Below are 21,681 nucleotides of genomic sequence, written 5' to 3' on the forward strand. Positions count from 1 at the left end.
TCCACGGCCCGTACGACGTCGACGTGCACCCCCTGCCCCTCCAGGATGGTGGTGCTCCGGTGGATCAACCCCTCGGTGTTGCTCGTCTCCGGCGACCGTTTGAGGGTGCAGTTGACCACCAGCGCACGCAGGTCGTCGTACCGCGCCGGGGGTGCGTCGGTGTCGGGCGACGAAGCGGTCACATGAGCCTCCCGGGGTTCTGCCGCCGCTCTGTGAAAGGCGGCTCGTTCTCACTTCGCCAGCGTGCGGTCCGACCACGGCACACGCCACCACAACACCTCCAAACGGCCACAGCGGTCCACGCCCGGTCGGCGGCGGACGAGTGGCCCCGGCAGGCAGGTGTACCTACGTTCGCCTCATGAGCACCGAAGGCGCGACCAGGTCGCGGAACACGGCAGCAGCGGACGACGTCGCACACCTGCTGGTGCGCTGTCTGCGAGCCGAAGGCGTCGAGTACGTCTTCGGGATCCCCGGCGAGGAGAACATCCGCTTCGTCGACGCCCTGAGCGGCTCCGGGATCCGGTACATCCTGGTGCGCCACGAACAGGCCGCCTCGTTCATGGCCGAGATCTACGGCCGGCTGACCGGCCGGGCCGGGGTGTGTTCGGCCACGCTGGGCCCCGGCGCGATCAACCTGCTGCTCGGCACCGCCGATGCCATGACCAACAGCGCACCGATGGTGGCCCTTGCCGCCCAGGGCTCGCTGCGCCGCACCCACAAGGAGTCGCACCAGGTCATCGACCTGGTATCGATGTTCGCCCCCGTCACCCAGTGGGCGGCCCGCGTGGAGTGTCCCGACGCGGTGCCCGAGATGACACGCAAGGCTTTCAAGATCGCGCAGAGCGAGCGCCCCGGTGCCGTGTTCCTGGCCGTGCCCGAGGACATCGAAGCGGAGCGGCCCGCCGAGCACCTGGCGCCCCTGCAGATCGACACGGTGCACGCCGACGCGCCGTCACTCACCCAGGTCGCGCGGGCGGTCGAGGTGCTCACCACGGCACGGCGTCCTGTCGTGCTGGCGGGCCACGGCGCCGCGAGAGCCCGGGCCTCGGACGCTCTCGTGCGGTTCGCCGAACGACTGAACGTCCCGGTCGCGACCACCTTCCACGGCAAAGGCGTCTTCCCCGACGACCATCCGAACGCCCTCGGCGCGGTCGGCTTCATGCGCCACGACTACAGCAACTTCGGCTTCGACACCGCCGACGTGGTGATCTGCGTCGGCTACGAGATCCAGGAATTCGATCCCGCCAAGATCAACCCCGACGGCGACAAGCGCATCGTGCACGTGCACCGCTTCCCCTCCGAGGTGGACGTACATTACCCGGTCGCAGTGGGCATCGAGGGTGACCTGTCACAGGCGCTGGACGCACTCGCTTCGGCACTGCCCGAAGGGTTCGCCTACGACTCGGAGAGCAGCGTGAAGATCCGTACGCTGCTCGACGACGAACTAGCCTACGGGCGGGACAACGACGCGTTCCCGCTGGTGCCCCAGCGTGTGGTGAGCGATGTCCGGACCGCCCTGGACCGCCACGACATCGTGCTCGCCGACACCGGCGCCGGGAAGATGTGGATGTCCCGCCTCTACCCCACCTACGAACCCGACACCTGCCTGGTCTCCAACGGCCTGTCCACCATGGGCTTCGCACTGCCGGGCGCCATCGCCGCCAAACTGGCCCGGCCCGACCGGCGCGTCCTGGCCATGATGGGCGACGGCTCCTTCCTGATGAACTCCCAGGAACTCGAAACCGCCGTCCGCGAACACATCCCCCTGGTCGTCCTCGTCCTGGTGGACGAGGAATACGGGCTGATCACCTGGAAGATGGAACTCGAACTCGGCCGCCACAGCCACACCCGGTTCACCAACCCTGACCTGGTCGCCTACGCCGAAAGCTTCGGCGCACACGGCTACCGGGTCGAGTCCGCCGACCGGCTGCTGCCGGTGCTGCGCCGCGCCCTCGACGACGAAGGCGTCTCCGTGATCGCCTGCCCCGTCGACTACACCGAGAATCTGCGTCTGACCGATCGGCTCGGCAGCCTCAGCGGACCTTTCTAACCCGCCGGCCCAGGTTCTCGACACCACAAGCCGTCCAATTGCGAGGAGCACGAGAGGCCGCCGCAGGTCAGTAACAACGGCTAACGCCTGGAGCCGCTGCTGCCTCAGCGTGACTGACGCTTTCGCTACTCGAACACGATGACGTACTCCTCGACCCGACCCAGGATCCGGTGCAGATCCATTCCACCATTGGCCCGGTTAGTCACTCTTCACATGGACCACATGCCCGGGCCACTAGATGCATAGGCTCGACTCCAATGCGGCTGAGACCACGGGCGACCTCTGCAGGGGATCCCGAGGTCGACACGTGCCTGGTTTGGATTTCCGGCCCGTACCTCCCGGTCGGCCGGACTGAGTAAGAGGACAAAGATCTGTTGTGAAGGCGTGCGGAGTATCCGGGGCCGGGAAGGAAGTCGCCCTGCTGGAGCTGTCCGAACCGTCATCTCCCGGGCCCGGTCAGATCCTGGTGGCGGTTCAGGCGGCCGGGGTCGGCCCGTGGGACGAACTGCTCAACGGCGCCGGCTGGGACGTGGGGCTGCGCCCCCCGGCGGCGCTGGGGGTGGAGGGCGCGGGCAAGGTGCTGGCCGTTGGTGCGGGTGTCACCGGGTTTGCCGTAGGCGACCGGGTGCTCGCGCACGAGGCCCCACTGCCCGGGGGTAGCGGCTTCTGGGCCGAACGCGTTCTGATCGAGGCGGATCACACGGCAGCCTGCCCACCCGGGCTGGACGCCGTGCACGCGGCGGCGCTGCCGGTCAACGGACTCACCGCCTGGCAGTCCCTGGAGAAGCTGGACCTCAGCCGAGGACAGCGGCTCCTGATCACCAACGGAGGCGGGGCCACCGGAGCCCTGGCCATCCAGCTCGCCGCGGCCCAGGGCATCGAGGTGACCGCGACCGCCTCTGCTGCCGCCGCAGAGCGCCTGCTCGGTCTGGGAGCGAGGGAGGCCGTCGACTACCACGACCCGGACTGGTCGGCCAGGGTACGCGGCGGGTTCGACGCCGCACTCACCATCGCCACCGGCACGGCGGATGCCGCCCTGCCCTTGGTCCGGGACGGCGGTCGACTGTGCTCCCTGACCTCGGACGCGCCTGCGGAGGAACGAGGCATCACGAGTTGGAACCTCTACCTCGAGCCCGACGCCGCGCAGCTTCTCCAGCTTGCGGAGCAGGTCGCCGCGGGAACCTTGAAACTCGCACCGGAACCCCTGCCTCTGAGCGAGGGACCGGCCGCGTTCGCCCGAGTGGTCACCGGACGGGCCGGCGGCAAGAAAATCGTGCTCACCCCAGCATGACCCGACCGGGCACCGCCCGATCCCGATGCTGGACCACGGTGCCCGCCGGGCGCGATCGAGAAGTCCTCAGGCTGAGGGTGGGCGACCGAGGAGGCGCTGTCAAAGTTTGCTCACTCCAGGGCCACGCCACTGCCGCCACGGCAGGACGTTACCCTCACCGCCAAACTTGACGTTCATCGCCTGGGAAACCGAGGTGTGGTGTCCACGGGTCCACGCAGTGGATGGCGTCCTTGCGCGGCTTGAGCAAGCAGCGTGGTCACCCAGAAGACTCTGGGCCGTCGGCCTTCTCGAAGCGTCGATGCCGGCGCAAGGCGTCCTGGCCCTGCCACGACTCCCCAGGTTCGATCTGCTCCTGAGTGAGCCCGGTCTCCTTGGCCAGCTCCTCCGGGTCGATCCTCCCACGGTGAGCTTCGATCGCACGGCCGATCAGCGCATCCGAATGTTCGCGTGAACACGCCGTCAGCCACCGTTTGCCATCCAATTTCGGATCATGCCCATGTATCACCGAGGAATCAGGCACCAACGCGTGGACCTCGGCCTGCCCCGAGATCGCTTCCCCGCCTAGATCACACAGTTCTGGCGGGACAGCACGCGCGCCCGGTTCACCTCTATCGGTCACCTACCCTTCCTACCCCACCACGACCGCTGAGCTTTTACGCCCCTGTGGCCTCGGCAGCCGAACCTGGAAGTCACCTTCGCCCGACTCCCCCGCAGCAGCGCCGCGCCCCCCCCCGCCATTAGCGAGTCTGGATTTTCGGCGTGCACGGGGCGCGGCCTACCGCATACCTCGCCGTCGGCTGCGTCACCTTGATCATCAGGCGGCCATTCAGAGCCAGCTCTCACCTTTCCTTGGGCCTAGCAGTGATCAGAATCGGCAATCGAGCGCTCGCGGTGCCGCGGAATAGCCGATGGGGACCCGCCGCAAATTCGGCACCAGGCCACACCGTGGATTCACGGCAACGCCGAACGTCCGAGGGGGTGCTCATCGCCGGACCAAATGACGTTGGCATACTGCAAAGATGGCTTGGCACAGCACCGCGCATCCACATCCTTCTGGCCGCCTCGCTGTCCGTGGCACTCGTCTTCCTGACCACGGGCTGCGCGAACGGCTCCTTTGCCTCCACCTCTGACTCGACTCGACCGGTCACGAGCAGTCCGGCCGTCGCTGGCCGTGTGCATGTGGTCGTCACCGGCGAGGTCGACCTGACGATCACGGACGCCGTCGCACATCTGGACCGTTCCGGTGACGGCTCACTCCACACGACCGTACGAAACGACGACGGCGTCCCCGAACACCTTGGCATGGTCGCGACCCCCGGTGGGAAACGCGGGGAACTGGTCGGGGCGAAGTCGGCCGAGGGTGACGGCTCACTGTCCACCGCCGGCATTCTGGTGACGAGCGGGACCAGTTGGGTCTCCTCGCCCTGAGCGAGCCGGCCCGTCCGGTCGGTACCGCCGGTAGTACCCGTGAAGGCCGCGTTCAGCGCCTGGAGTTCTTCGCCGCGCTCGGGGGGGTGGCGGCCGGAAGGCACAGTGAGCGGCTGGGCGATCCGGTCCAGGCCGTAACCCGCCGCGGTTCCCCGGCCGACTCCCTAGGCCCCATTTGGCATCATGCAATCTTTACCCAGAGCAAAGGTTCTCTTGCGTTGCGGTCTGCGTATCCCGGATGACGACCACCCGTCCGCCCTGGGAGGCACCATGCCCGTCTCACGCAACGCGATCGGAACCGCCGCCGTTGGCGGCGCCTTGGTCCTGACCCTTGCCGCGCTCATCTACCCGAGCATGCTGGGCATTCAGAACACCGCTTCGAACCAGTCCCGCATCATCGCCAACACCCAGTGGGGACCGCTCACCGAAGCCGACCGGAACTTCGTCGTCTTCGTGCGCTCCGCCGGGCTGTGGGAAGGCCCCTCGGGGCAGCTGGCCATGCAGAAGGGGACGACAGCGGCCGTGCGCGAGGCCGGGCGGCACCTGGTCATCGGGCACGCCGCGCTCGACGCCAGCTGTCGCAGGATCGCCCCCGAACTGAACATCACCATCCCCAACCAGCCCACACCCCAGCAGCAGGGCTTCCTTGCGACGTTCCAGTCCGACCGGGGCAAGCAGTTCGACACCGACTTCGCCAACACCCTGCGCATGACCCACGGTTCGATCTTCAACACCATCGCCAAGATCCGCTCCACCACGGAGAACACTCTCGTGCGGGCCCTCGCCGACCAGGCCAACGACGTGGTCCTGGACCACATCACACAGATGGAGAAGACCGCACTGGTCAACTTCGACCAGGTGAACTTCCAGGAGACGACCCCGCCCAAGCTCCCCGCAGCCCAGGTCACACCACCGGTGCCGCAGCCGGGCGCGCCCGTCGTGGCCCTCACGGTGCCTCCCGGGCTGTCGACCGAGGGGGTACCGACAGGCCCCGCCACGGAACCCTCACCCACGGCTTCCCCAACTGCGGGATGACCCGGCGTGCAGGAACACACGCACCTCCTGGAGACCGACCGCTCATGGGCCGTCCGTAGCACTATCGGAACCTGGCCAGCGGGGCATCCACGGCCAAGCTGCCGCCCTCGTCCACTCGAGCACGCGCCGCATGCGGACCACGTCCTGCGATCCGTCCCCCGTCATCGTCGGAAGCATGGGGGATCGTTCACTGAGTTCGGCCGCGACCTCCATGTGGCTCCGCCGGCCTTTGGAAGCAGCAGGGAGTTCGCGCTGTCGAAGGACTCGACGTCGCGTCGAGAGGCGCCCCCGGCTCCAGTTCGTCCCTCCGCGCTCTCGCCCTGGCGTCAGGGGCTCGCCTCCGCACAGGGTCAGATGCCGATCCGCGCGTGCATGAGGGTGGCGAAGCGGCGGTGCCCGCTCGTCCACTGGTCGGTGACGTTGAAGGCAAGGTCCGCAGCGACCCCGTGGACCGCCCGCAGCCCCAGCCGCGCCCAGGGAAAGGGCGGCCCACAGCGACCATGAGGGCCCTCGTACCGAACGGCCGAGCACTCTTCGACGTCTTCAGGCTCGGCCTCGATGACGAGGTGTCCAGTCGGGGCCAGGAGCTCGCCACAGCGGCGCAGCAGGCCGTAAGGATCACCTCCGATGCCGATGTTGCCGTCGATGAGCAGAATCGTCTGCCAGGCCCTCTCGGCCGGCAGCCGGTCGAAGACCGACCGGCACAGTGCCAGTCCGCCTTGGGCGCAGGTCAGCGCGACCGCGCGGGGCGCGATGTCCACTCCCAGGGCGAAGACGCCCCGGCTCAGAAGTTCCCTGCACAACCGCCCCGGTCCGCAACCGACATCGAGAACGGGGCCGACACACCGCTCCAGCACGGTCTCGTCGTCCGCCGTGGGTGGTTCATGCCAGCGGCGCACCGGCATCCGGATCCGACGACCGTTCGCCAACCGCAGGAACACCGGAGCCCAGGCCGGACGCAGGACCAGCGCATAAGGATCCTCCTCCGCGCCGTACTGCTCACCCTCGTCGGTTGTCATGGTGTGGAGCCATGGTCCGTGACCGGTCGGCTTTCGTCGCCTCGGCCGGCCCGCCGGGCGCGGCGCAGTCTGAGCGCGAAGGCCGCTGCCGAGGCGGCGAAGAGCGCGCCGGTGATGGCCAGCCACCGACCGAGGTAGATCGTGTCGGACAGGCCGGTGTCTCCGGGATAGGGGGCCGCGAGGCGGAAGACGAGGGGGAACCAGACCAGCAGGAGCAGCCCCGACAGGAAGGCGGGGACGCGCAGGTGATTGATCCACGGGACTGTCGGCCCGCCGGCAGAGCGGTGGCGCAGCACGGAGAGGGCCGACAGATCGGCCAGCGAGTAGAGGGGCAGCAGGATCAGGTCGTGGAGGATCGCTGCTCCGACGAACCAGATAGCCACCGCGAGCGGCTGAACGGCGAACAGGCGCACCATGGCGTAGCCGGTGAGGGCGAACGAGGCGATCAGGACCAGTAGATGCAGGGGGCCGGAGCCGTACCAGCGGACGAATCGTGCCATGGTCACGCCCTGAAGGTGAGTCGGCCGACCCACTTGGTGTTGTTCACGCCGGGGTTGGCCGGGACGATGACTCGGGCCGGGTAGCCGTGGTCGAGCGAAAGGTCCGCGCCGTTGACCCGGAGGGCGAGCAACGACCGGGGATCGCGGATCTGGTTGCCCCGCAGCACCACTTTGGTGAAGGGGCCCGGCGGTTGGACGGACTCGACCAGGACGCTTCCGGCGTCGGGCATACCAGCCAGGGCAGCGAGATCGGCCAGTCGTAGGCCGCTCCAGTGCTGGTCCTCGGTGGACCATCCCTCCACACAGGCGATCGGCAGTGCGGCGGTGTGCTGGAGCATCGCCAGGAGCTGCTCACGGGTGAGGACCAGACCCGGGCCGCGGCCATGGATCCCCAGCCGCCAGTCGGTGCCGACCAGCTGGGGAGTGACACCCACGGCCGCCGCCGTCTTGTTGATCTGGAAGGCGTTGGGGCCGCTGCCGGGGTTGCGGTTGTGTGGTGCGAGGAGCGCGGTGGCGCGCAGCCGGCCGCCGATGCTCTGTCCCGCGGTCACGACGAGAAGGAGCAGTGATCCCACGCCGACCATGCCCAGCGCGCCGCGCCGTGTCATCGTCGGCGCGGCGGGGGCAGCTGGCACCAGGCCGTCCGGATCCGGGGGTTCGGGCAGGGTGTGGGCGAGACCGGTGCGCAGTTCGGCGCCAAGACTGCGTGAGCGCAGGGCCCTGGTCATCCGGCCGAGCCTGAGGGACACGTGGACGACGAACGCCGCGATGAACACCCAGGCGCCGTAGAAGTGCAGGCGGTAGAACGAGCCGGGGAAGACGTAGTAGAGCTGGATGTTGAGGATGCCGGTGACGAACTCGAAGATCACACCGCCGACCAGCATCAGCAGAGACAGCCGCTCCAGACCGTGGGCGACGGACCGCACGGGCAGCCATTCGAAGAGCTTCGGGATGACCGACCACAGCTTGGCCAGCACGACCGGAACGAGTACCACGCCCAGGGTCACGTGGACGCCCTGGAGCACCCGGTAGAGCCAGTACGGGTGCGTGGGCCAGCTGAAGAGATAGAAGCCCAGAACGCCCTTGTCCGGGGTCTCGTCGTTGAAGGGGCTCAGGCCCGGGTTGTAGGACGCGTAAGAGAGCAGTCCAGTGACGAACAGCAACGGAATGCCGATCAGCAGGACGAGGCCGAACACCGACGTCAGCCAGGGCCCGCGGATCGGACTGCGCCAGAACTCCGGCCGGAAAGGACCCGGTGGCGCAGGCAGGCGCCCGGCACGCCGAGCCATCGCACGGCACCGCGCACCGCCCGCCGCCACGGCGGCGGCTGCGGCGCCCCGCATGCGCTCCAGCCGCTTCGGCGCCGGTCTCTCTTCGGGTCCGCGGCGTGGTGTTCCACCAGGGGAAGCCGAACCCGGCGGCCGTCCGCCACGTGCCATCGACCGTCTCCTCCAGTCCTCGGGCTGTGCTCGCCAACGTTCGCCCCAAGGCAAGCCGAACACACACAAGCTGGCACAGGTCGGGAAGGCTGTCCGGGTCCGAGGCGCGAGTAGGCGTCCACCGCCAACCGAACGGCGGAGCCGCTAGCTCGGCCATCTGCCCCTCCCCCCCCTCGTGGCCGCTGCACCCTCGTCGGAGCGGCGCCTCCCTGTTCAGCCAGTCGCTCAGGTGCGTCGCGACGGACACGTTCTGGGCACACGGGGGAAAAGGCGCCCTACAACGGCCCGTTTTCCGACCGTCCTCACCAGCCCTTCGCGGCACTGACGCTGCCAGACTGCTGACTTCTCTGCATTCGTGTCAGGTCACGGTCCTCCAGCATCAGCGCCGGGGCAGGCAGGCGGGATCAGACTACGGAAGGGCGTTACCGGCCGGCACCGAGATCCCACCACAGCACGACATGCTTCGGTGACCCTTCGGGAGTGCCCTCAGGGCCTCGGAGCGTCAAACGGGACTCGCCTTGCGCGGTGGCACCGTCAGGGCGCGACGGTGGGTGCGGGAGGAGTCCAGCGGTGGGTAGGGGGCACGTTGCCGCTGATGCCGAAGTCCTTCTTCAGCTGTTCGGGGATGGCGTAGTGCATGACGCGGCCGCGGGTGAGGGAGGACAGCTCGAAGACGGTGGTGAGGTGGCCGAGGCGGTCCAGGGCCCAGGCGCCCAGCGGTGAGCTGTCCTCGATGGTCTCCAGCACGCCGAGCAGGCTGGGCACGATCTTGACCACGCTGTCCCAGCGGGTGCGGGGCACTTGGAGCCAGTCGGCGCAGGTGTCGCCGACGAGGTGGCGGAGGAGGGCGGAGACGATGGGGTCGAAGAAGGTGCCAGGGACGACCTCCTCGTAGAGGTCGATCAGCTGTCGGGTCAGATGGGCGCCCTCTTCCGAAGGGCCCATGTGGCGGAGCATGTACAGGTCGAGGAACTGCCGGGCCTCTTCCAGAGTTTTGGGCACGGCGCCCTGGTCGACCCCGAGGATGGCGCCGACCACACGCCATGCGTAGAAGTACGCTTCGGCGCCTTCGGTGGACATGTGGATCCCGAGCCGGTGCAGGCTGTCCAGGACGAGGAGGGAGAAGAACATCTGCCCGCCGATCATGTCCTCCTGGCAGATCGGCGTCCCCAGGGCCTCGGTGTCCCAGCGGTTCTCGCGCTTGAGGTGGTGGCGGATGGAGGCATGCAGGAGACGAACCTTCTGCGCGGCGGGGATGAAGCGGCTGCCGGCTTCGAAGGCGTCGGGCTGCATCAGGTAGACGGTGAACTGGCCTGTCTCGGCCATCCGCTTGGACGGGTAGTTCAGTCCGTGCGTGGCGGACAGCAGCTTCGCGACGTGGGGCACGACGTAGCAGGCGGGCATGGAGGCGAAGGACAGAGCGGTGGAGATGTGCACGTTGTTGTCGATGAAGAACAGCCTGGCCTTCTCCATCTCGCCCCAGTCCACCCAGGACGGGGGCACGCTGGTGGTCTGGAGGTACTCGCGGGCGACCTCGGGCAGCCCATCGGGCAGGGGTGAGCCGGCGGTGGAGACGTAGCGCATCAGGGTGTTGAACTTGCCGACCTCCCCCCGCTCGAACAGTGTGGTCACGACGGCGTCGGCGAGTTCGTCGCCGGACTGGCGCAGGGCGTTCATCGAGGCTTCGGTGCAGGTCATGTCAGCGGTCCCTCTCGACAGGCCGCACGGTGGTGTGCGGTGGCCGTTGCGCGGTGCGGGTCAGTTGCGGCGGTCGGTGGCGGAGTGAGCGAGAGCGGTCAGCGCTCGCCGTGCCTGCTGAGACATGTCGAGCCCGCCCAGGCGGCCGACGGCTTCCCGCACTCGGGCGGCGATCATGTCTTCAACGTGTTCCGGGGCCTTGAGCGCGAGCATCAACTCGCGTACGTCCTGGAGGTGCTTCTCGTTGAGGTCACGGCGTCCCAGCACGCCGGCAAGACGCTCACGCTGTGTGGGAAGGGCGGCCTGCCAGGTTTTGGCCAGCAGGGCGGTGGGTCGGTGGCCGCGGATGTCGTCCAGGCTGGCCTTGCCCGTGCGCTCCGGTTCGCCGAAGAGGCCCAACAGATCGTCACGCAGCTGGAACGCCTCCCCCAGCGGAAGCCCGTACGCGGACAGGGCGGCCCGCAGCTCCGGTGAGGCGCCCGCAAGCAGGGCACCGATGAGCAGGGGCTGCTCGACGGTGTACTTGGCCGTCTTGTAGCGGACGACCTTCAGGGACACGTCCGGGTCCGGGTGGGTGCCCGTGGTCAGGATCTCCAGGCATTCGCCCGCGATCAGTTCCCGCGCGAGTTGCGCCCACATCGGCCGGGCCCTGGCCAGGTAGGCGGCCGGGAGGCCGCTGGCCGCGAACAGCTGCCCCGCCAGCGCCATCAGGTGATCCCCGACCAGCATGGCCAGCGAGCGGGCGGCAGCGCGTGCCTGTGGACGCCCGGCGAGGGTGGCCCGCAGGGAGATGTGAACGGTGGGCAGGTGATGACGCAGTGGGCTGTCGTCGATGATGTCGTCGTGGACGATCGCCGCGGCATGGACGAGCTCCATGGAAGCAGCCGCACGCATCAGGGCATCGCTGTCGGGCTGGCCGGCCGCACGCCACCCCCAGTAGCAGAAGGCCGCCCTCAGGCGCTTGCCGTGCCGCGCGGCCACCTGCAACTGCTCGGCGACCGGCTGCAGAGCGTCGTCGATCGCGAGAAGCTGATCGGCTTCGCCGGTCAGGAAGTCGTCCAGAAGGGCGTCGATACGGTCTTTGAACCCGGCCGGATCCCAGCGGTCAGACATCGCCGGCGGCCGCCGCCCGCCGGGCCACAGCGTGCTGCGCCAGCACCTCCAGGTGGGCCGGGGAAGCGGATGCGGCGCGATCCAGGGCGATACGGCCGCGGGCCATCAGGTCCTGCTGCGCATCCCGTACGAGTTCGGGCCCGTCCGACCGGCGCAGCAGTTGCTGCACGGTTCCGGCCGCCGAGCCGATGGCGCTCACCGCCAGGTCCGCCAGACCCGCGACGAGCAGCACCGCCTGCTCCTCCGGACCCCGGCCGCTTGTCGGAGTACATGTCATACCGATCTCCCTGCATTGTCGGTCGGTTGCGGCACACGCCGGCTCGCGGCGTTGCCGATCACAGGATGACCGCGCGATCACTCCGCGTTGCCCGCATTACCGCATCGAGTGATCACATGAACGCGTTTGCGACCTGAGTGGCCCAGGCCAGGGCGAGAGCGGCGACCAGCCACTTGCCGTCGCGTGGAGCGGCCGCCGGTTGCCGGCACGCGAGTTCGGCCGATCCGATGCCGGGCAACGACTCGCGGTTTGCGCCGTGTTCACTCGGGGGTAGCTCTCGGGCCATGCGTGACTTGGTGCGGGAGCGGTACCACCGGCGTCGTGCCCCGGTCTACGACGAGACCAGCTATCGCGGGGACGAGACGGTGAACGCCGGGCTCGACCGGGAGACGGCCGAGATCGGGAAGCTGCTCAACGCGCTGCCACAGGGGCGAGTGGCGGATGTCGCCTGTGGCACGGGCGTGTGGACCCAGTGCCTGCGCGGCGAAGTCACAGCCCTTGACCAGAGTGCGGAGATGCTCCAACTGACGCACACCCGGGTGCCGCAGGCCCGCAGGGTGCAGGCGCTGTTTCCGCCGCTGCCGTTCACCACCGGCGGCCTGGACCGCACCGTCACGCAGTGACGGCGACCTGCACGAGGAGCAGACGGAGCTGCGGACCGCCGGCGGGACCACCTACCCGATCTTCCGGCGCCGCTTCACCGCCGAGAGCCTGAGCTCGGAACTGGACGGCTGCCGTCGATCTCCAGATGGACCGCGTTGTAAGTGACGACACGGCCGGCCGGAGCCAAGGTCGTCACCGGAGCCTCGTGCTCGATCCGGCCCGACTCGATCTCGACGACAGCGATACCACCGAGACTGAAGACGCCGGTGCCCGCGAGCCGGTACTCCGCGATGCCGGTGCACACCATGTGGCCGCCGCCGGCCGTGACGCAGGTCTGGTAGTCGACGAAGTGGCTCTTGTTGTCGGCCCGATGGACGAGCCGCCGACGGTGAAAGTGAGCAGCCGCCTGGATCCCCACGTCACGGCGTGCAGCAGGCCGGTGTCGCGGTCGCGGACGATGCCCCCGATGTGGTCGTCGAAGCGGAACGCCTCGGTAACGGCCAGAGTGTCGGGATCCACGCGGTAGACGATGGAACGGGAGTCGGGCCGTACTCAGCGGTCGGCACCCGGAGGGATTCACCGTCGAAGTCGATGCCGCCGGGGTGGTGGATCCGCTCATGATTCGTCAACGACCCCTGCGGCGTTCCGTCGGCTCGGTGTAGTAGCCGGTGGGACCACGTAGCAGGTAGCCGTCCTTCGTGGTGCCGTGCTTCTCCTCGTACCGCTCCATGGCTTCCCGCACGGAGCGGGGCAGAGGGACCTCCCTGAACTCCCCTGCCTTACGGTGCTCCAGCTTTGCTGGCCTGTGCGTGTTGGACCCCACGCCATCGGCCTCCAGCTCGTCCAGGAAACGCTCGACCGCGATCGGCGTGACGGAGTTCAGCTTCCGCGATCCGAGACGGGGAACGCTGTGCACGTTGATGGAGCTGTCCACGTGCGAGCCCGTGGAGTACGCCCTCGTCCTCCGTCGCTGCTTGTCGTCGGCTGAGGCGCCGGGCGCGGTTTGCTTCGGGCTGGACCAGCGGCTCAGGGCGGGGTGAGGGTGTCAAGCCGTGCAGCGAGGGCGGGGTGGGTGCGTCGGCGCTGGACGGTGCCGGCTGGTCGGCCGGGGTCATGGACACCTCCCTCTCGTGGTCATCACCTGGATGACACCAGGTTTGTCATCCATTGGATGACATGTTACAACGGTGTCAGTGAGGCGCATTGGCAGCAACTGCCTGAACCTGCTGGAGGTGTTTTCCGATGTTGATGCGCACCGACCCCTTCCGCGAGCTGGACCGGATGGCGCAGCAGCTCATGGGCCCGGGCACCTGGTCCAGGCCGTCGCCGATGCCGATGGACGCCTACCGCGAGGGCGACCAGTACGTGGTGGCCTTCGACGTCCCGGGCGTCAGCGCGGACGCGATCGACATCGACGTCGAGCGGAACATGCTGACCGTCAAGGCCGAGCGCCGGCCGGTGGCGAAGGCGGACGACGTGCAGATGGAGCTCTCGGAGCGGCCGCTGGGCGTCTTCTCCCGCCAGATCGTGCTCGCCGACACGCTGGACACCGAGCACATCCAGGCCGACTACGACGCAGGCGTGCTCACGCTGCGCATCCCGATCGCCGAGCGAGCCAAGCCCCGCAAGATCTCCGTCGGCGTCGGATCCGGCCACAGGGAGATCGCCGGCTGAGCCGGACGGACGAGGGCTGAACACAGGCGGAGGACGGGTAACCTGACCCCCTCACCCGTCCTCCGCCTTCCGTGGACTCGAAAGGGGTGACGGCCGGTGCTACGCGCAGCGTTCCTCGGCCACGTGCAGGACCGCGGCAGGTGCCACCCGCTGGGACACGGATCCGTCTTCTCCTCCGTCGCCGCCTACGCCGGCCCCGATCTCACGACACGCATCCTGCACCAGCTCCCTTCGGGCTATGCGCTGCTGTTCGGCCGCGCCGAACTCACCCCTGCCGCATGACAGGGCTCCCGCCCGCTCGCATCGACGTGCCGGCACACGCGGTCGAGCGCACCGGCCGGCGTGCCGTTGGCCCTCTGCGAGATCCCGGCCGTTCGTTGCAACGAACTGAGACATCACGGACATAGAACTGGCTGACCAGCGGTATCAGGTGCTTGATGCCTGCGTGCAGCCGGTCAGGAGGCGAGTATGCCGGAGCGCAGGCAGGACGATTCGTCACAGTTCAACGCGGACCACCTGGGACCGGAAGAGCTTGCTCGAAAGATCGGCCAGTTGCAGCGGGAAATCGGCCAGCTTCAGGAAGCCGTGGTCTCGCATGCGGTGATTGACCAGGCCATCGGCGTGGTCGTGTCTCTCGGTGGCCTTCCTCCCGAACAGGGCTTCGATGTTCTACGGACGGTTTCCCAGACCACGAACATCAGACTCCGGGAGGTCGCGGAACACATCGTCGGCTGGCCCGCCAGCAAAGAGCTGTCCGAGGACATCCGGCTGGCTCTGAAGGATGCTCTGTCCAAACCGGGCTCTGCCTGAACACGTGCGCGAGCCAGTTTCGGCGGCGGATCTTCAGACGTAGGGTGTTCGGCCGGTCTGCAGTGCGGAAGAGGAGCCGCCGGCCACGGTCAGGGCGGGCGCTCGTCCCACTGGCGGTCCGTGGTCAGCACCTCCTCCACATCGGTGAGGCGGTCCAGGCCCTGAACGGCGCGGGAGGTGCGCTGGTTGGTGGCCAGCAGCGTGCGGTGGCGGTGGACGAAGGACCAACACCCGGTCGTATAGGGGCAGGCCCGCTCTCCGGTGCGGTCCCCGGGCCGGTACGAGCAGCCGTCGCACAGGTCGCTCATGCGGTGGAGGTAGGACCCGCCCGAGGTGTACGGCTTGGTGGTCAGGCGTCCTCGGCAGCCGTGACCACCTCCAGCGGGTCCAGCGGTCCGAGGTTCAGGGACGAGCAGAGCAGGCTGTGGCTCATCACCGGGTCGGCGGCGAGCATGGCGTCCTCGTGCGGGCCGAAGCCGGCCAGCCGGTGCTCGGTGAAGCGGCGCAGTGCGGCCAGGGCCTCGCGGCGGGTGGCAGGGAAGAGGCGCGGGCCGTCCCGGCCGGCGAAGCGGATGCCGTCTTCATGTTCCCAGCGGTCCAGGTCGGCGCGGACCTCGGCGTCGATGTCGTCCTCGCGGGGCCGGTACGGCTTGGGTGCGCCGAGTGTGTGTGCGCCCTCGGGCGGGGGTTCACGGTCGGCGTGGCCGTGGTTCCAGTGACCACCGGCTGGCGTGTCGCCGTCCATGAGGAGGTCCAGTTCGCGGCGCACCCAGCGGCACCAGGCGCAGAGCGGCTCTGGAGGTGGGATGGTGGACGGTCACGGGTGCATCACCGCTCGCCTCGCTCAGGCCCTCCCGGTACGTCTCGGCGTGGACGTAGCGGACCCGGTCGCCGAGTTCGGCGGCCCGGTGACGCATCGCGGAGAGCACCAGGTGGGCCTTGGCCCGGTGGAAGCGGCGGCGGCCGAAGCACCGAACGGGCCTCGATCATCACGACCGGCGCGTCGCGGGCGGGTGCTCCGCCCCCGCCGGGGGTGAGGAAGGCGCTGCGCTTGGGGGTGGCGAACCCGGCCGCGGCCACGGCACGGTCGCGCACGAACAGCGGCACGACGGTGTCGACGGCCGCCAGGGCGGCACGCAGCGGCGGGTGGCCGTGCAGACGCAGGTCGGAGATGAACAGGACGACCGAGACGCGCATGGGTTCACCTCGCCTGCGGGGGACGGCGGCGACCGGTGCCGGTGCCGTCTTCCGAGGCCGGGGCGGATGCGGATGTCGTGCCGGGCGCACCCGCAGCGCCCGGCCGGGAGGCCCGGCTCGGCTTCTGCGCGCGTTCGGCGGCGCGGACGATGTTGCGGGCCATGCCTCCGAAGACGACCGCGTGAAAGGGCGACACGCTCCACCAGTAGAGCTGGCCGAGCAGTCCGCGCGGGTGGAACAGGGCCCGCTGCCGGTAGCGCGCGCCGCCTCTCCCCTCCTCGTCGACGTACATCTCCAGCCAGGCCAGTCCGGGCAGCCGCATCTCGGCGCGCAGCCGCAGCAGCCGCCCGCGCTCGATCTCCTCCACCCGCCAGAAGTCCAGCGAGTCACCCACCCGCAGCCGCCGCGCATCACGACGGCCCCGGCGCAGACCCACCCCGCCGGCCAGGCGGTCGAGCCAGCCGCGCACCGCCCAGGCCAGCGGAAAGGAGTACCAGCCGTTCTCGCCCCCGATGCCCTCGACCACGTCCCACAGCACGTCCGGGGCCACATCGGCGTACCGTTCGCGTAGGTCGGTGTAGAGGCTGCCGCCCGCCCAGTCCGGGTCGGTGGGCAGCGGATCGCTGGGCGCACCCGGCACGGAGGCGGAGGACCAGCGGGTGGCGACCTGCGCGTCCCGCACGCGCTCCAGCGCGAGGGCGACGGCGCGGTCGAAGCCGAGCGGGTGACCCGGTGGGCTGGGCACGTACCGCTCGATGTCCCGCTCGCCGCACACCACCTCGTGGCGCAGCGACTCCGTCAGCGGGCGGGCGATGGAGGCCGGTACCGGGGTCACCAGGCCGACCCACTGGCTGGACAGGCCGGGCGTGAGCACCGGCACGGGCACGATGAGCCGCCGGGGCAGCCCGGCGACGGCGGCGTACCGCTGCATCATCTCCAGATAGGTCAGCACCTCGGGGCCGCCGACGTCGAAGGCACGGCTGACGTCGGCGGGTAGGCCGGCGGAGCCCACCAGGACACGCAGCACGTCCCGTACGGCGATCGGCTGGATGCGGGTGCGCACCCAGCGTGGGGTGACCATCACCGGCAGCCGCTCGGTGAGGTAGCGCAGCATCTCGAAGCTCGCCGACCCGGAGCCGATGATGACCGCGGCCCGCAGCACGGCCGTCGGCACGCCCGAGCCGAGGAGGATGCGCCCCACCTCGGCGCGGGAGCGCAGGTGCGGCGACAGCTCCTCCTCGGGCACGCCGGCCGGTGTGAGTCCACCCAGGTAGACCAGGCGGCCGACGCGGGCCCCGCGGGCCTGCTCGCCGAACACACGCGCCGCCTCCCGGTCGGTGCGCTCGAAGTCGCGGCCGGTGCCGAGCGCGTGCACCAGGTAGTAGGCGACATCGACGCCCTCCAGCGCCGCCGCCACCGAGCCCGCGTCGGTGACATCGCCCCGCACGACCTCCACCCGCCCGGCCCAGGGCTGGTCGCGCAGCTTCCGGGGCGTACGCACCAGACACCGCACCCGGTACCCGGCGTCCAGCAGCTCCGGCACCAGCCGCCCGCCGATGTAGCCGCTGGCGCCGGTCACCAGACAGGTCCTCGGACCCGTGGCGGCTCCGTTCGCCTTGACCGTCGTCCCAGCCGTCCCGTCCGCCACGCGATCCGCCTCAGTCGTCGTCCGTGTGCCCTCGCGCTCCCGCGCTTCCCGCACCTCTACGGTGCCGCCCGCCCTCCTGGACGCGCCGGATGCGCGCGGCATACGGGTGACGTCCACGGCCGACACGGGAGGATCACGTCCCACGAAGAGGTGTATCCGGTTGTATCCGGTCGAGCCTCATGAGTGCGCGGAAGACGGCCCTGTCCCGGTTCTCTGACCAGATGCCGCTGCTGGAGTCGCCATGTTCGGCCGACAGAGTCGAGACGATCAGGGTGCTGTGCGAGCGCATCCCGTCGCCGCCCGGGGCCTGGACACCGAGGTACCCACCGCGGTCTGACCGGCCCCGGCGCATCCCATAGCTCCTCAGCGTGTGGGACCGAGCCGGTGCACCAGGCCGTCGAGGGCCGGCGCCTGGCAGGTGGCCTCCTGCGGCGAGTCGTAGAACTCGGGAGGCGTGGGCCAGGCCGCCGTGCGGGTGGAGGAAGCGGGCCTGCGACGGACCCCGTCACGGCACACGGCGCAGCTGGTGTCCTGGTCCGATGCGGGGCTCAAGCCGAAGCGGACACGGGCCCTGCTTACGCCCCCTGCCACGGCCCGCCTCACGTCCGCTTCCGCCTGCCGCGTGATCGACACAGCCGGTGGTCGTCGGGTACGGCATCGCGCCTTGAACATCCGCTCCCGGCGGATGCGCGAGCCTCGTGCGGGTCCGGACCCGCACCGCGCTTCCTTTGCGCATGAGTTGAACTGCACGCGGCCCCACGCGCCGATGTCGGTGCCGGCTGCGAACGGAGACCGACTCGTCGGGGCAGTGACGACAGACGGTGGCTCAGCTGGCACCGGAGCGTTCGGCGACCGCCACCTGGGTGAACACTCCGCGGGCCGCCCGCCCTCTGCCAAAGGCTTCGTCGCCGCTGCCAGGGCCGCGCCAGGGAGTCTGCTCCGGGTGTGTGCTCATCTGACACGTGATTACTTGCTTTGTACCGCGACGCACAGCCGTCGACCACGTGACCGCACGTGGCCGTGGGGAGCGAGCTGGGGTGCTTGATCAGCGAACTGGACCCTACCCGTCTTCGCGCCGCGGACCGTGCCAGTCCAGGATGAGGACAGTCGCGTCGTCCCTGAGGTTTCCCCGACAGGCATCCAGTACCGCGGTGGTCAGGCTGCGCACGGCTTCCCTGGGATGTGAGGTGCGGGTGTCCCACACGAGGCGGGCCAGGTCGACGGCTCCGGCGCCGCGTTCCTGCATGCCGTCAGTGAGCAGGATCAGACGGTCGCCGGGGAGAAGATGGAGTTGCTGGAGGTGGTAGGGGGTGGGGGCTGCCACGCCGAAGGGGAGGTTGACCGCGAGCTGGACCTCTTCGGCCTCGGTGGCGCCTTCGCGTAGGCGCAGGGGCCGGGGATGCCCTGCGTTGACCAGTTCGCAGGTCCCCGTTGTGAGGCCGACGCACAGCAATTGGCCAGTGGCCAGGCCCCGGCTGTGGGCCAGCAGGGCGTCGTGGGCGTGTTGCGCCTGCTGGAGTGCGTCACAGCCGCTGCGGCGGGCGCCGCGCATAGCGCCGACCAGGAGTGTGGCGAGCAGCGCGGAGTTGGTGTCGTGGCCCATGGCGTCGGTGATGGACAGGTGCAGTGTGTCGCGATCGAGTGTGTAGTCGTAGGTGTCGCCGCCGATGTCGTCGGCCGGCACCAGCCCTGCCGCGAGGGTGAACTGAGGAGCCTCGCAGCAGGAGGCCGAGGGGAGCAACTGGTGCTGGATCTCGGCAGCCAGGCTGGTCCGGGTGGTGCGCCGGCCCACGTGGTACAGGTCGGTGAAGCGGCGGTCCGTGACGATGATGTAGGCCAGTGCGTGCGCCGCGTCTTCGATCTGCGCGAGCACGGTGTCGTCGGCGTTCTGCAGCGTAGCCTCCAGCAGACCGATGCAGTCTCCGCGGTTGGTGACCGGCGAGATCACGCGCCGGCCGCCCTGGCCGTCCCGTTCCACGCGCTGGCACTGGGTGCGCAGGACCGCGTCGTAGACGCTGCCCTCCAGGTCGATCCGCTCGGCAGCGCCCCCCATGTCATCCTCGGCCTGTGTGGTCAGGCGCAGCAGCCGCCGGCCCACGAGGTCGACGAACAGGAACGACACACGTTCCGCCCCGAAGCGCTTGCGCAGGTCGTGCGCAAGTACCTCGACGGACTCCCCGGGCGGTGCCGCCTCAGCGGCGGCCAGAAGCTGCCCGAGTTCCAGATCCCCGCCATCCATGGCAACCTCCTGTCGGTTGCCGCTCCTTCTTCCCCCGGGTTCGCCCCTCGTCACCCACTACATGCATCACGCCCGCTCGCGGTTGTCTCTTCCGCCGGAGTTCGGTCGACGCGTCGAGCCCGCCCGAGCTGCGGAACGGCGGTGCGGTCCCTCAGCGGCCTGGTCCGCCGGCAGTGCATCGGGGCAGGGGTGGTGCCGAGCATCTCGGCGGCCCGGCCCATGGTGTAGGCGGGGTGGTCGTCATCGTCGAGAGGGCCGACGGGACGGGAACCGGCAGGCGGCATAGACCTCTTCGTCGGTCTCGATGACGTCACAGCGTGGCGCCAGACAATGCCTGATGCCCGCCACGGCTGTGGCGGGCATCAGGCGGGGTGCGGACGGCTGGCTGTCAGTCGGTGGTGAGCAGGCCCTCGCGCAGGCGAGCGAGGCAGCGGGACAGGAGCCGGGAGACGTGCATCTGGGAGACGCCCAGGCGTTCGCCGATCTGGGCCTGGGTGAGTTCTTCCACGAACCGCATGTGGATGATCTGCCGGTCGCGCTCATCCAGGTCAGCGATCAGCGGGGCCAGGGAGTGGAAGTCCTCCACCAACTCCAGGTCGGTGTCTTCGACGCCGATGAAGTCCTGGAGGACGCTCTCGCCGTCCTCGCTGCCGCCGATGGTGGCGTCCAGGGAGGAGGAGTTGTAGCCGTTCGCGGCCAGACGGGCCTCCATCACCTCGTCCTCGGGCAGGCTCATCAGCTCCGACAGTTCCTTGACCGTCGGCGTGCGGCCCAACCGGCTTCGCAGTTCTTCCGTGGCCCGGGCGAGCTGGACGCGGGCCTCCTGCAGCCGCCGGGGAACGTGCACGGCCCAGGTGGTGTCGCGGAAGAAGCGCTTGATCTCCCCGACGACGTAGGGGATCGCGAAGGAGGTGAACTCCACCTCGCGGGACAGCTCGAAGCGGTCGATCGCCTTGATCAGGCCGATCATGCCGACCTGGACGATGTCCTCCATCTCCTCCGGTCCGCGGCTGCGGAACCGGCCGGCCGCGTAGCGGACCAAGGACATGTTCATCTCGATCAGCGTGTTGCGCGCGTAGCTGTACTCGAGCGTGCCCTCCTCCAGCACGGCCAGTTGCTCGAAGAACAACCGGGAGAGTTCGCGGGCGTCCTTGGGCGCCACCCGGGTGGGGTCGGCGACTTCGGGCAGCTCGGTGGTCTGCGTGTCCAGCGCGCTCATGAGCGCCATGTAGGTCCCCTCCCGGATTCGAACTCGTGCCACGGCCCGCTGTGAAACGGCCGATGATGCCCCGGCTACCCCTTCACTTTCCACCCATGCCTGCCACCACGCGATCTGGGGACAGGGCTGTGAGCTGGCACGTCCCCCCGCTGAGAGGCCACCCGCCCGGCACGGCCGGAGAACCCGCCGGCGTTCCGGAGTCGGCCTGGCGGCCCTCGTACTGCGAGTGGAGCAGAGGTTGCGACCGGAACCGGGGCGGCGCGCCGTGGGCACAGGCCAGTGAGCGGGTCACAGGTGCAGTGGCGTCGGGGTCCTCGGACGGGTCCCCCGAGCGGGGGCGTCAAGGGGCGTACCAGTGGTGGCGTCGGCCGCCGACGGCGTGCCCCACGGAGTCGAGGAGGAACAGGATGAGCCGATGACGAGCAGGATGATCCCCATCGA

At 69.4% G+C, this 21,681-nt stretch carries 20 protein-coding genes and 5 pseudogenes; 8 read left to right on the forward strand and 17 right to left on the reverse strand.

The features are described 5' to 3' along the window. A pseudogene (locus IE244_RS38475) lies at window positions 1–182 on the reverse strand (flavodoxin family protein); the annotation flags it as partial. A 176-nt stretch (window positions 183–358) separates the two neighbouring features. Between IE244_RS38475 and IE244_RS38480 the strand changes: the two are divergent. Then, a complete protein-coding gene (locus IE244_RS38480; protein ID WP_229854706.1) occupies window positions 359–2,050 on the forward strand; it encodes an acetolactate synthase large subunit in 1,692 nt (563 codons plus the stop codon). A 376-nt stretch (window positions 2,051–2,426) separates the two neighbouring features. After that, window positions 2,427–3,341 carry an NADP-dependent oxidoreductase gene (locus IE244_RS38485; RefSeq protein WP_268252926.1) on the forward strand — a complete coding sequence of 305 codons (915 nt, stop codon included), beginning with the start codon at window positions 2,427–2,429 and terminating at the stop codon, window positions 3,339–3,341. Window positions 3,342–3,597: 256 nt separating this feature from the next. Here IE244_RS38485 and IE244_RS38490 read toward each other — a convergent pair whose 3' ends face one another. Continuing rightward, on the reverse strand, window positions 3,598–3,960 hold the full coding sequence (locus IE244_RS38490; protein ID WP_191878226.1) for a hypothetical protein: 363 nt from the start codon (window positions 3,958–3,960) through the stop codon (window positions 3,598–3,600). A 359-nt stretch (window positions 3,961–4,319) separates the two neighbouring features. On the opposite strand from IE244_RS38490, the gene IE244_RS42510 reads away from it, so the two are divergent. After that, window positions 4,320–4,769, forward strand: coding sequence for a hypothetical protein (locus tag IE244_RS42510; protein WP_229854713.1), 450 nt, complete (start codon window positions 4,320–4,322; stop codon window positions 4,767–4,769). 270 nt (window positions 4,770–5,039) lie between these two features. After that, window positions 5,040–5,804 (forward strand): DUF4142 domain-containing protein, encoded by a 765-nt coding sequence (locus IE244_RS38500; RefSeq protein WP_191878228.1) that lies wholly within the window; start codon window positions 5,040–5,042, stop codon window positions 5,802–5,804. A 350-nt stretch (window positions 5,805–6,154) separates the two neighbouring features. Here the strand turns inward: IE244_RS38500 and IE244_RS38505 are convergent, their stop codons facing one another. The 6 genes from IE244_RS38505 to IE244_RS38530 form a co-directional block, all read right to left on the reverse strand. Continuing rightward, entirely contained in the window at window positions 6,155–6,823 is a 669-nt protein-coding gene (locus tag IE244_RS38505) for a class I SAM-dependent methyltransferase (protein WP_191878229.1), read from the reverse strand. Beyond that, the gene (locus IE244_RS38510) at window positions 6,820–7,323 is read right to left on the reverse strand and encodes a hypothetical protein (RefSeq protein ID WP_191878282.1); all 504 of its coding nucleotides are present in this window, start codon (window positions 7,321–7,323) and stop codon (window positions 6,820–6,822) included. The genes IE244_RS38505 and IE244_RS38510 overlap by 4 nt, the downstream gene beginning before the upstream one ends. Before the next feature lie 2 nt (window positions 7,324–7,325). Further along, entirely contained in the window at window positions 7,326–8,612 is a 1,287-nt protein-coding gene (locus tag IE244_RS38515) for a molybdopterin-dependent oxidoreductase (protein WP_229854714.1), read from the reverse strand. Between the two features lie 684 nt (window positions 8,613–9,296). Then, window positions 9,297–10,460, reverse strand: a complete 1,164-nt coding sequence (locus tag IE244_RS38520; protein WP_191878231.1) for an oxygenase MpaB family protein — start codon at window positions 10,458–10,460, stop codon at window positions 9,297–9,299. Between the two features lie 60 nt (window positions 10,461–10,520). Continuing rightward, window positions 10,521–11,573 carry a polyprenyl synthetase family protein gene (locus IE244_RS38525; RefSeq protein WP_191878232.1) on the reverse strand — a complete coding sequence of 351 codons (1,053 nt, stop codon included), beginning with the start codon at window positions 11,571–11,573 and terminating at the stop codon, window positions 10,521–10,523. Then, window positions 11,566–11,850, reverse strand: a complete 285-nt coding sequence (locus IE244_RS38530) for a polyprenyl synthetase (RefSeq protein WP_191878233.1) — start codon at window positions 11,848–11,850, stop codon at window positions 11,566–11,568. Before IE244_RS38530 ends, IE244_RS38525 begins: the two co-directional genes overlap by 8 nt. 284 nt (window positions 11,851–12,134) lie before the next feature. On the opposite strand from IE244_RS38530, the gene IE244_RS38535 reads away from it, so the two are divergent. Next, a complete protein-coding gene (locus IE244_RS38535) occupies window positions 12,135–12,473 on the forward strand; it encodes a methyltransferase domain-containing protein (RefSeq protein WP_191878234.1) in 339 nt (112 codons plus the stop codon). Window positions 12,474–12,547: 74 nt separating this feature from the next. On the opposite strand, the gene IE244_RS38540 is transcribed toward IE244_RS38535, so the two are convergent. The 3 genes and pseudogenes from IE244_RS38540 to IE244_RS38545 all read right to left on the reverse strand — a co-directional run bounded on the left by IE244_RS38540 (window position 12,548) and on the right by IE244_RS38545 (window position 13,387). Beyond that, a complete protein-coding gene (locus IE244_RS38540) occupies window positions 12,548–12,871 on the reverse strand; it encodes a DUF6454 family protein (RefSeq protein WP_191878235.1) in 324 nt (107 codons plus the stop codon). Window positions 12,872–12,900: 29 nt separating this feature from the next. Then, window positions 12,901–12,972: pseudogene (locus tag IE244_RS43300) on the reverse strand (hypothetical protein); the annotation flags it as partial. 106 nt (window positions 12,973–13,078) lie between these two features. Then, complete coding sequence (locus tag IE244_RS38545; protein WP_229854715.1) at window positions 13,079–13,387, reverse strand: hypothetical protein; 309 nt, start codon at window positions 13,385–13,387, stop codon at window positions 13,079–13,081. A 308-nt stretch (window positions 13,388–13,695) separates the two neighbouring features. Here IE244_RS38545 and IE244_RS38550 point away from each other — a divergent pair, with 308 nt between their 5' ends. The 3 genes and pseudogenes from IE244_RS38550 to IE244_RS38560 all read left to right on the forward strand — a co-directional run bounded on the left by IE244_RS38550 (window position 13,696) and on the right by IE244_RS38560 (window position 14,937). Next, complete coding sequence (locus IE244_RS38550; RefSeq protein ID WP_191878236.1) at window positions 13,696–14,127, forward strand: Hsp20/alpha crystallin family protein; 432 nt, start codon at window positions 13,696–13,698, stop codon at window positions 14,125–14,127. A 142-nt stretch (window positions 14,128–14,269) separates the two neighbouring features. After that, a pseudogene (locus IE244_RS38555) lies at window positions 14,270–14,409 on the forward strand (DUF2267 domain-containing protein); the annotation flags it as partial. 186 nt (window positions 14,410–14,595) lie between these two features. Further along, window positions 14,596–14,937: an ANTAR domain-containing protein gene (locus IE244_RS38560; RefSeq protein ID WP_191878237.1), complete on the forward strand. Its 342-nt coding sequence runs from the start codon at window positions 14,596–14,598 to the stop codon at window positions 14,935–14,937. Window positions 14,938–15,026: 89 nt separating this feature from the next. Here the strand turns inward: IE244_RS38560 and IE244_RS38565 are convergent. The 6 genes and pseudogenes from IE244_RS38565 to IE244_RS38590 form a co-directional block, all read right to left on the reverse strand. Next, window positions 15,027–15,978, reverse strand: a pseudogene (locus IE244_RS38565) (cryptochrome/photolyase family protein); the annotation flags it as partial. Continuing rightward, window positions 15,973–16,134 (reverse strand): annotated as a pseudogene (locus tag IE244_RS38570) (deoxyribodipyrimidine photo-lyase); the annotation flags it as partial. The pseudogenes IE244_RS38565 and IE244_RS38570, both read right to left, overlap by 6 nt. A 4-nt stretch (window positions 16,135–16,138) precedes the next feature. Further along, window positions 16,139–17,713: an SDR family oxidoreductase gene (locus tag IE244_RS38575; RefSeq protein WP_373305829.1), complete on the reverse strand. Its 1,575-nt coding sequence runs from the start codon at window positions 17,711–17,713 to the stop codon at window positions 16,139–16,141. A 432-nt stretch (window positions 17,714–18,145) separates the two neighbouring features. After that, window positions 18,146–18,334: a hypothetical protein gene (locus IE244_RS38580; RefSeq protein ID WP_191878238.1), complete on the reverse strand. Its 189-nt coding sequence runs from the start codon at window positions 18,332–18,334 to the stop codon at window positions 18,146–18,148. A 508-nt stretch (window positions 18,335–18,842) separates the two neighbouring features. Next, a complete protein-coding gene (locus IE244_RS38585; protein ID WP_191878239.1) occupies window positions 18,843–20,021 on the reverse strand; it encodes a PP2C family protein-serine/threonine phosphatase in 1,179 nt (392 codons plus the stop codon). Between the two features lie 388 nt (window positions 20,022–20,409). Continuing rightward, window positions 20,410–21,249 (reverse strand): RNA polymerase sigma factor SigF, encoded by an 840-nt coding sequence (locus IE244_RS38590; protein WP_191878240.1) that lies wholly within the window; start codon window positions 21,247–21,249, stop codon window positions 20,410–20,412. Between the last annotated feature and the right edge of the window lie 432 nt (window positions 21,250–21,681).

It is taken from the genome of Streptomyces filipinensis, assembly GCF_014649495.1.
Taxonomy (GTDB): Bacteria; Actinomycetota; Actinomycetes; order Streptomycetales; family Streptomycetaceae; genus Streptomyces; species Streptomyces filipinensis.

Excerpts from the sequence above, each read along its gene's own strand:
- IE244_RS38480 (WP_229854706.1), top strand. The coding sequence starts at position 359 with ATGAGCACCGAAGGCGCGACCAGGTCGCGGAACACGGCAGCAGCGGAC.
- IE244_RS38500 (WP_191878228.1), top strand. The coding sequence starts at position 5,040 with ATGCCCGTCTCACGCAACGCGATCGGAACCGCCGCCGTTGGCGGCGCC.
- IE244_RS38505 (WP_191878229.1), bottom strand. The coding sequence starts at position 6,823 with ATGACAACCGACGAGGGTGAGCAGTACGGCGCGGAGGAGGATCCTTAT.
- IE244_RS38510 (WP_191878282.1), bottom strand. The coding sequence starts at position 7,323 with ATGGCACGATTCGTCCGCTGGTACGGCTCCGGCCCCCTGCATCTACTG.
- IE244_RS38515 (WP_229854714.1), bottom strand. The coding sequence starts at position 8,612 with ATGGCTCGGCGTGCCGGGCGCCTGCCTGCGCCACCGGGTCCTTTCCGG.
- IE244_RS38520 (WP_191878231.1), bottom strand. The coding sequence starts at position 10,460 with ATGACCTGCACCGAAGCCTCGATGAACGCCCTGCGCCAGTCCGGCGAC.
- IE244_RS38525 (WP_191878232.1), bottom strand. The coding sequence starts at position 11,573 with ATGTCTGACCGCTGGGATCCGGCCGGGTTCAAAGACCGTATCGACGCC.
- IE244_RS38530 (WP_191878233.1), bottom strand. The coding sequence starts at position 11,850 with ATGACATGTACTCCGACAAGCGGCCGGGGTCCGGAGGAGCAGGCGGTG.
- IE244_RS38535 (WP_191878234.1), top strand. The coding sequence starts at position 12,135 with ATGCGTGACTTGGTGCGGGAGCGGTACCACCGGCGTCGTGCCCCGGTC.
- IE244_RS38550 (WP_191878236.1), top strand. The coding sequence starts at position 13,696 with ATGTTGATGCGCACCGACCCCTTCCGCGAGCTGGACCGGATGGCGCAG.
- IE244_RS38560 (WP_191878237.1), top strand. The coding sequence starts at position 14,596 with ATGCCGGAGCGCAGGCAGGACGATTCGTCACAGTTCAACGCGGACCAC.
- IE244_RS38585 (WP_191878239.1), bottom strand. The coding sequence starts at position 20,021 with ATGGATGGCGGGGATCTGGAACTCGGGCAGCTTCTGGCCGCCGCTGAG.
- IE244_RS38590 (WP_191878240.1), bottom strand. The coding sequence starts at position 21,249 with ATGGCGCTCATGAGCGCGCTGGACACGCAGACCACCGAGCTGCCCGAA.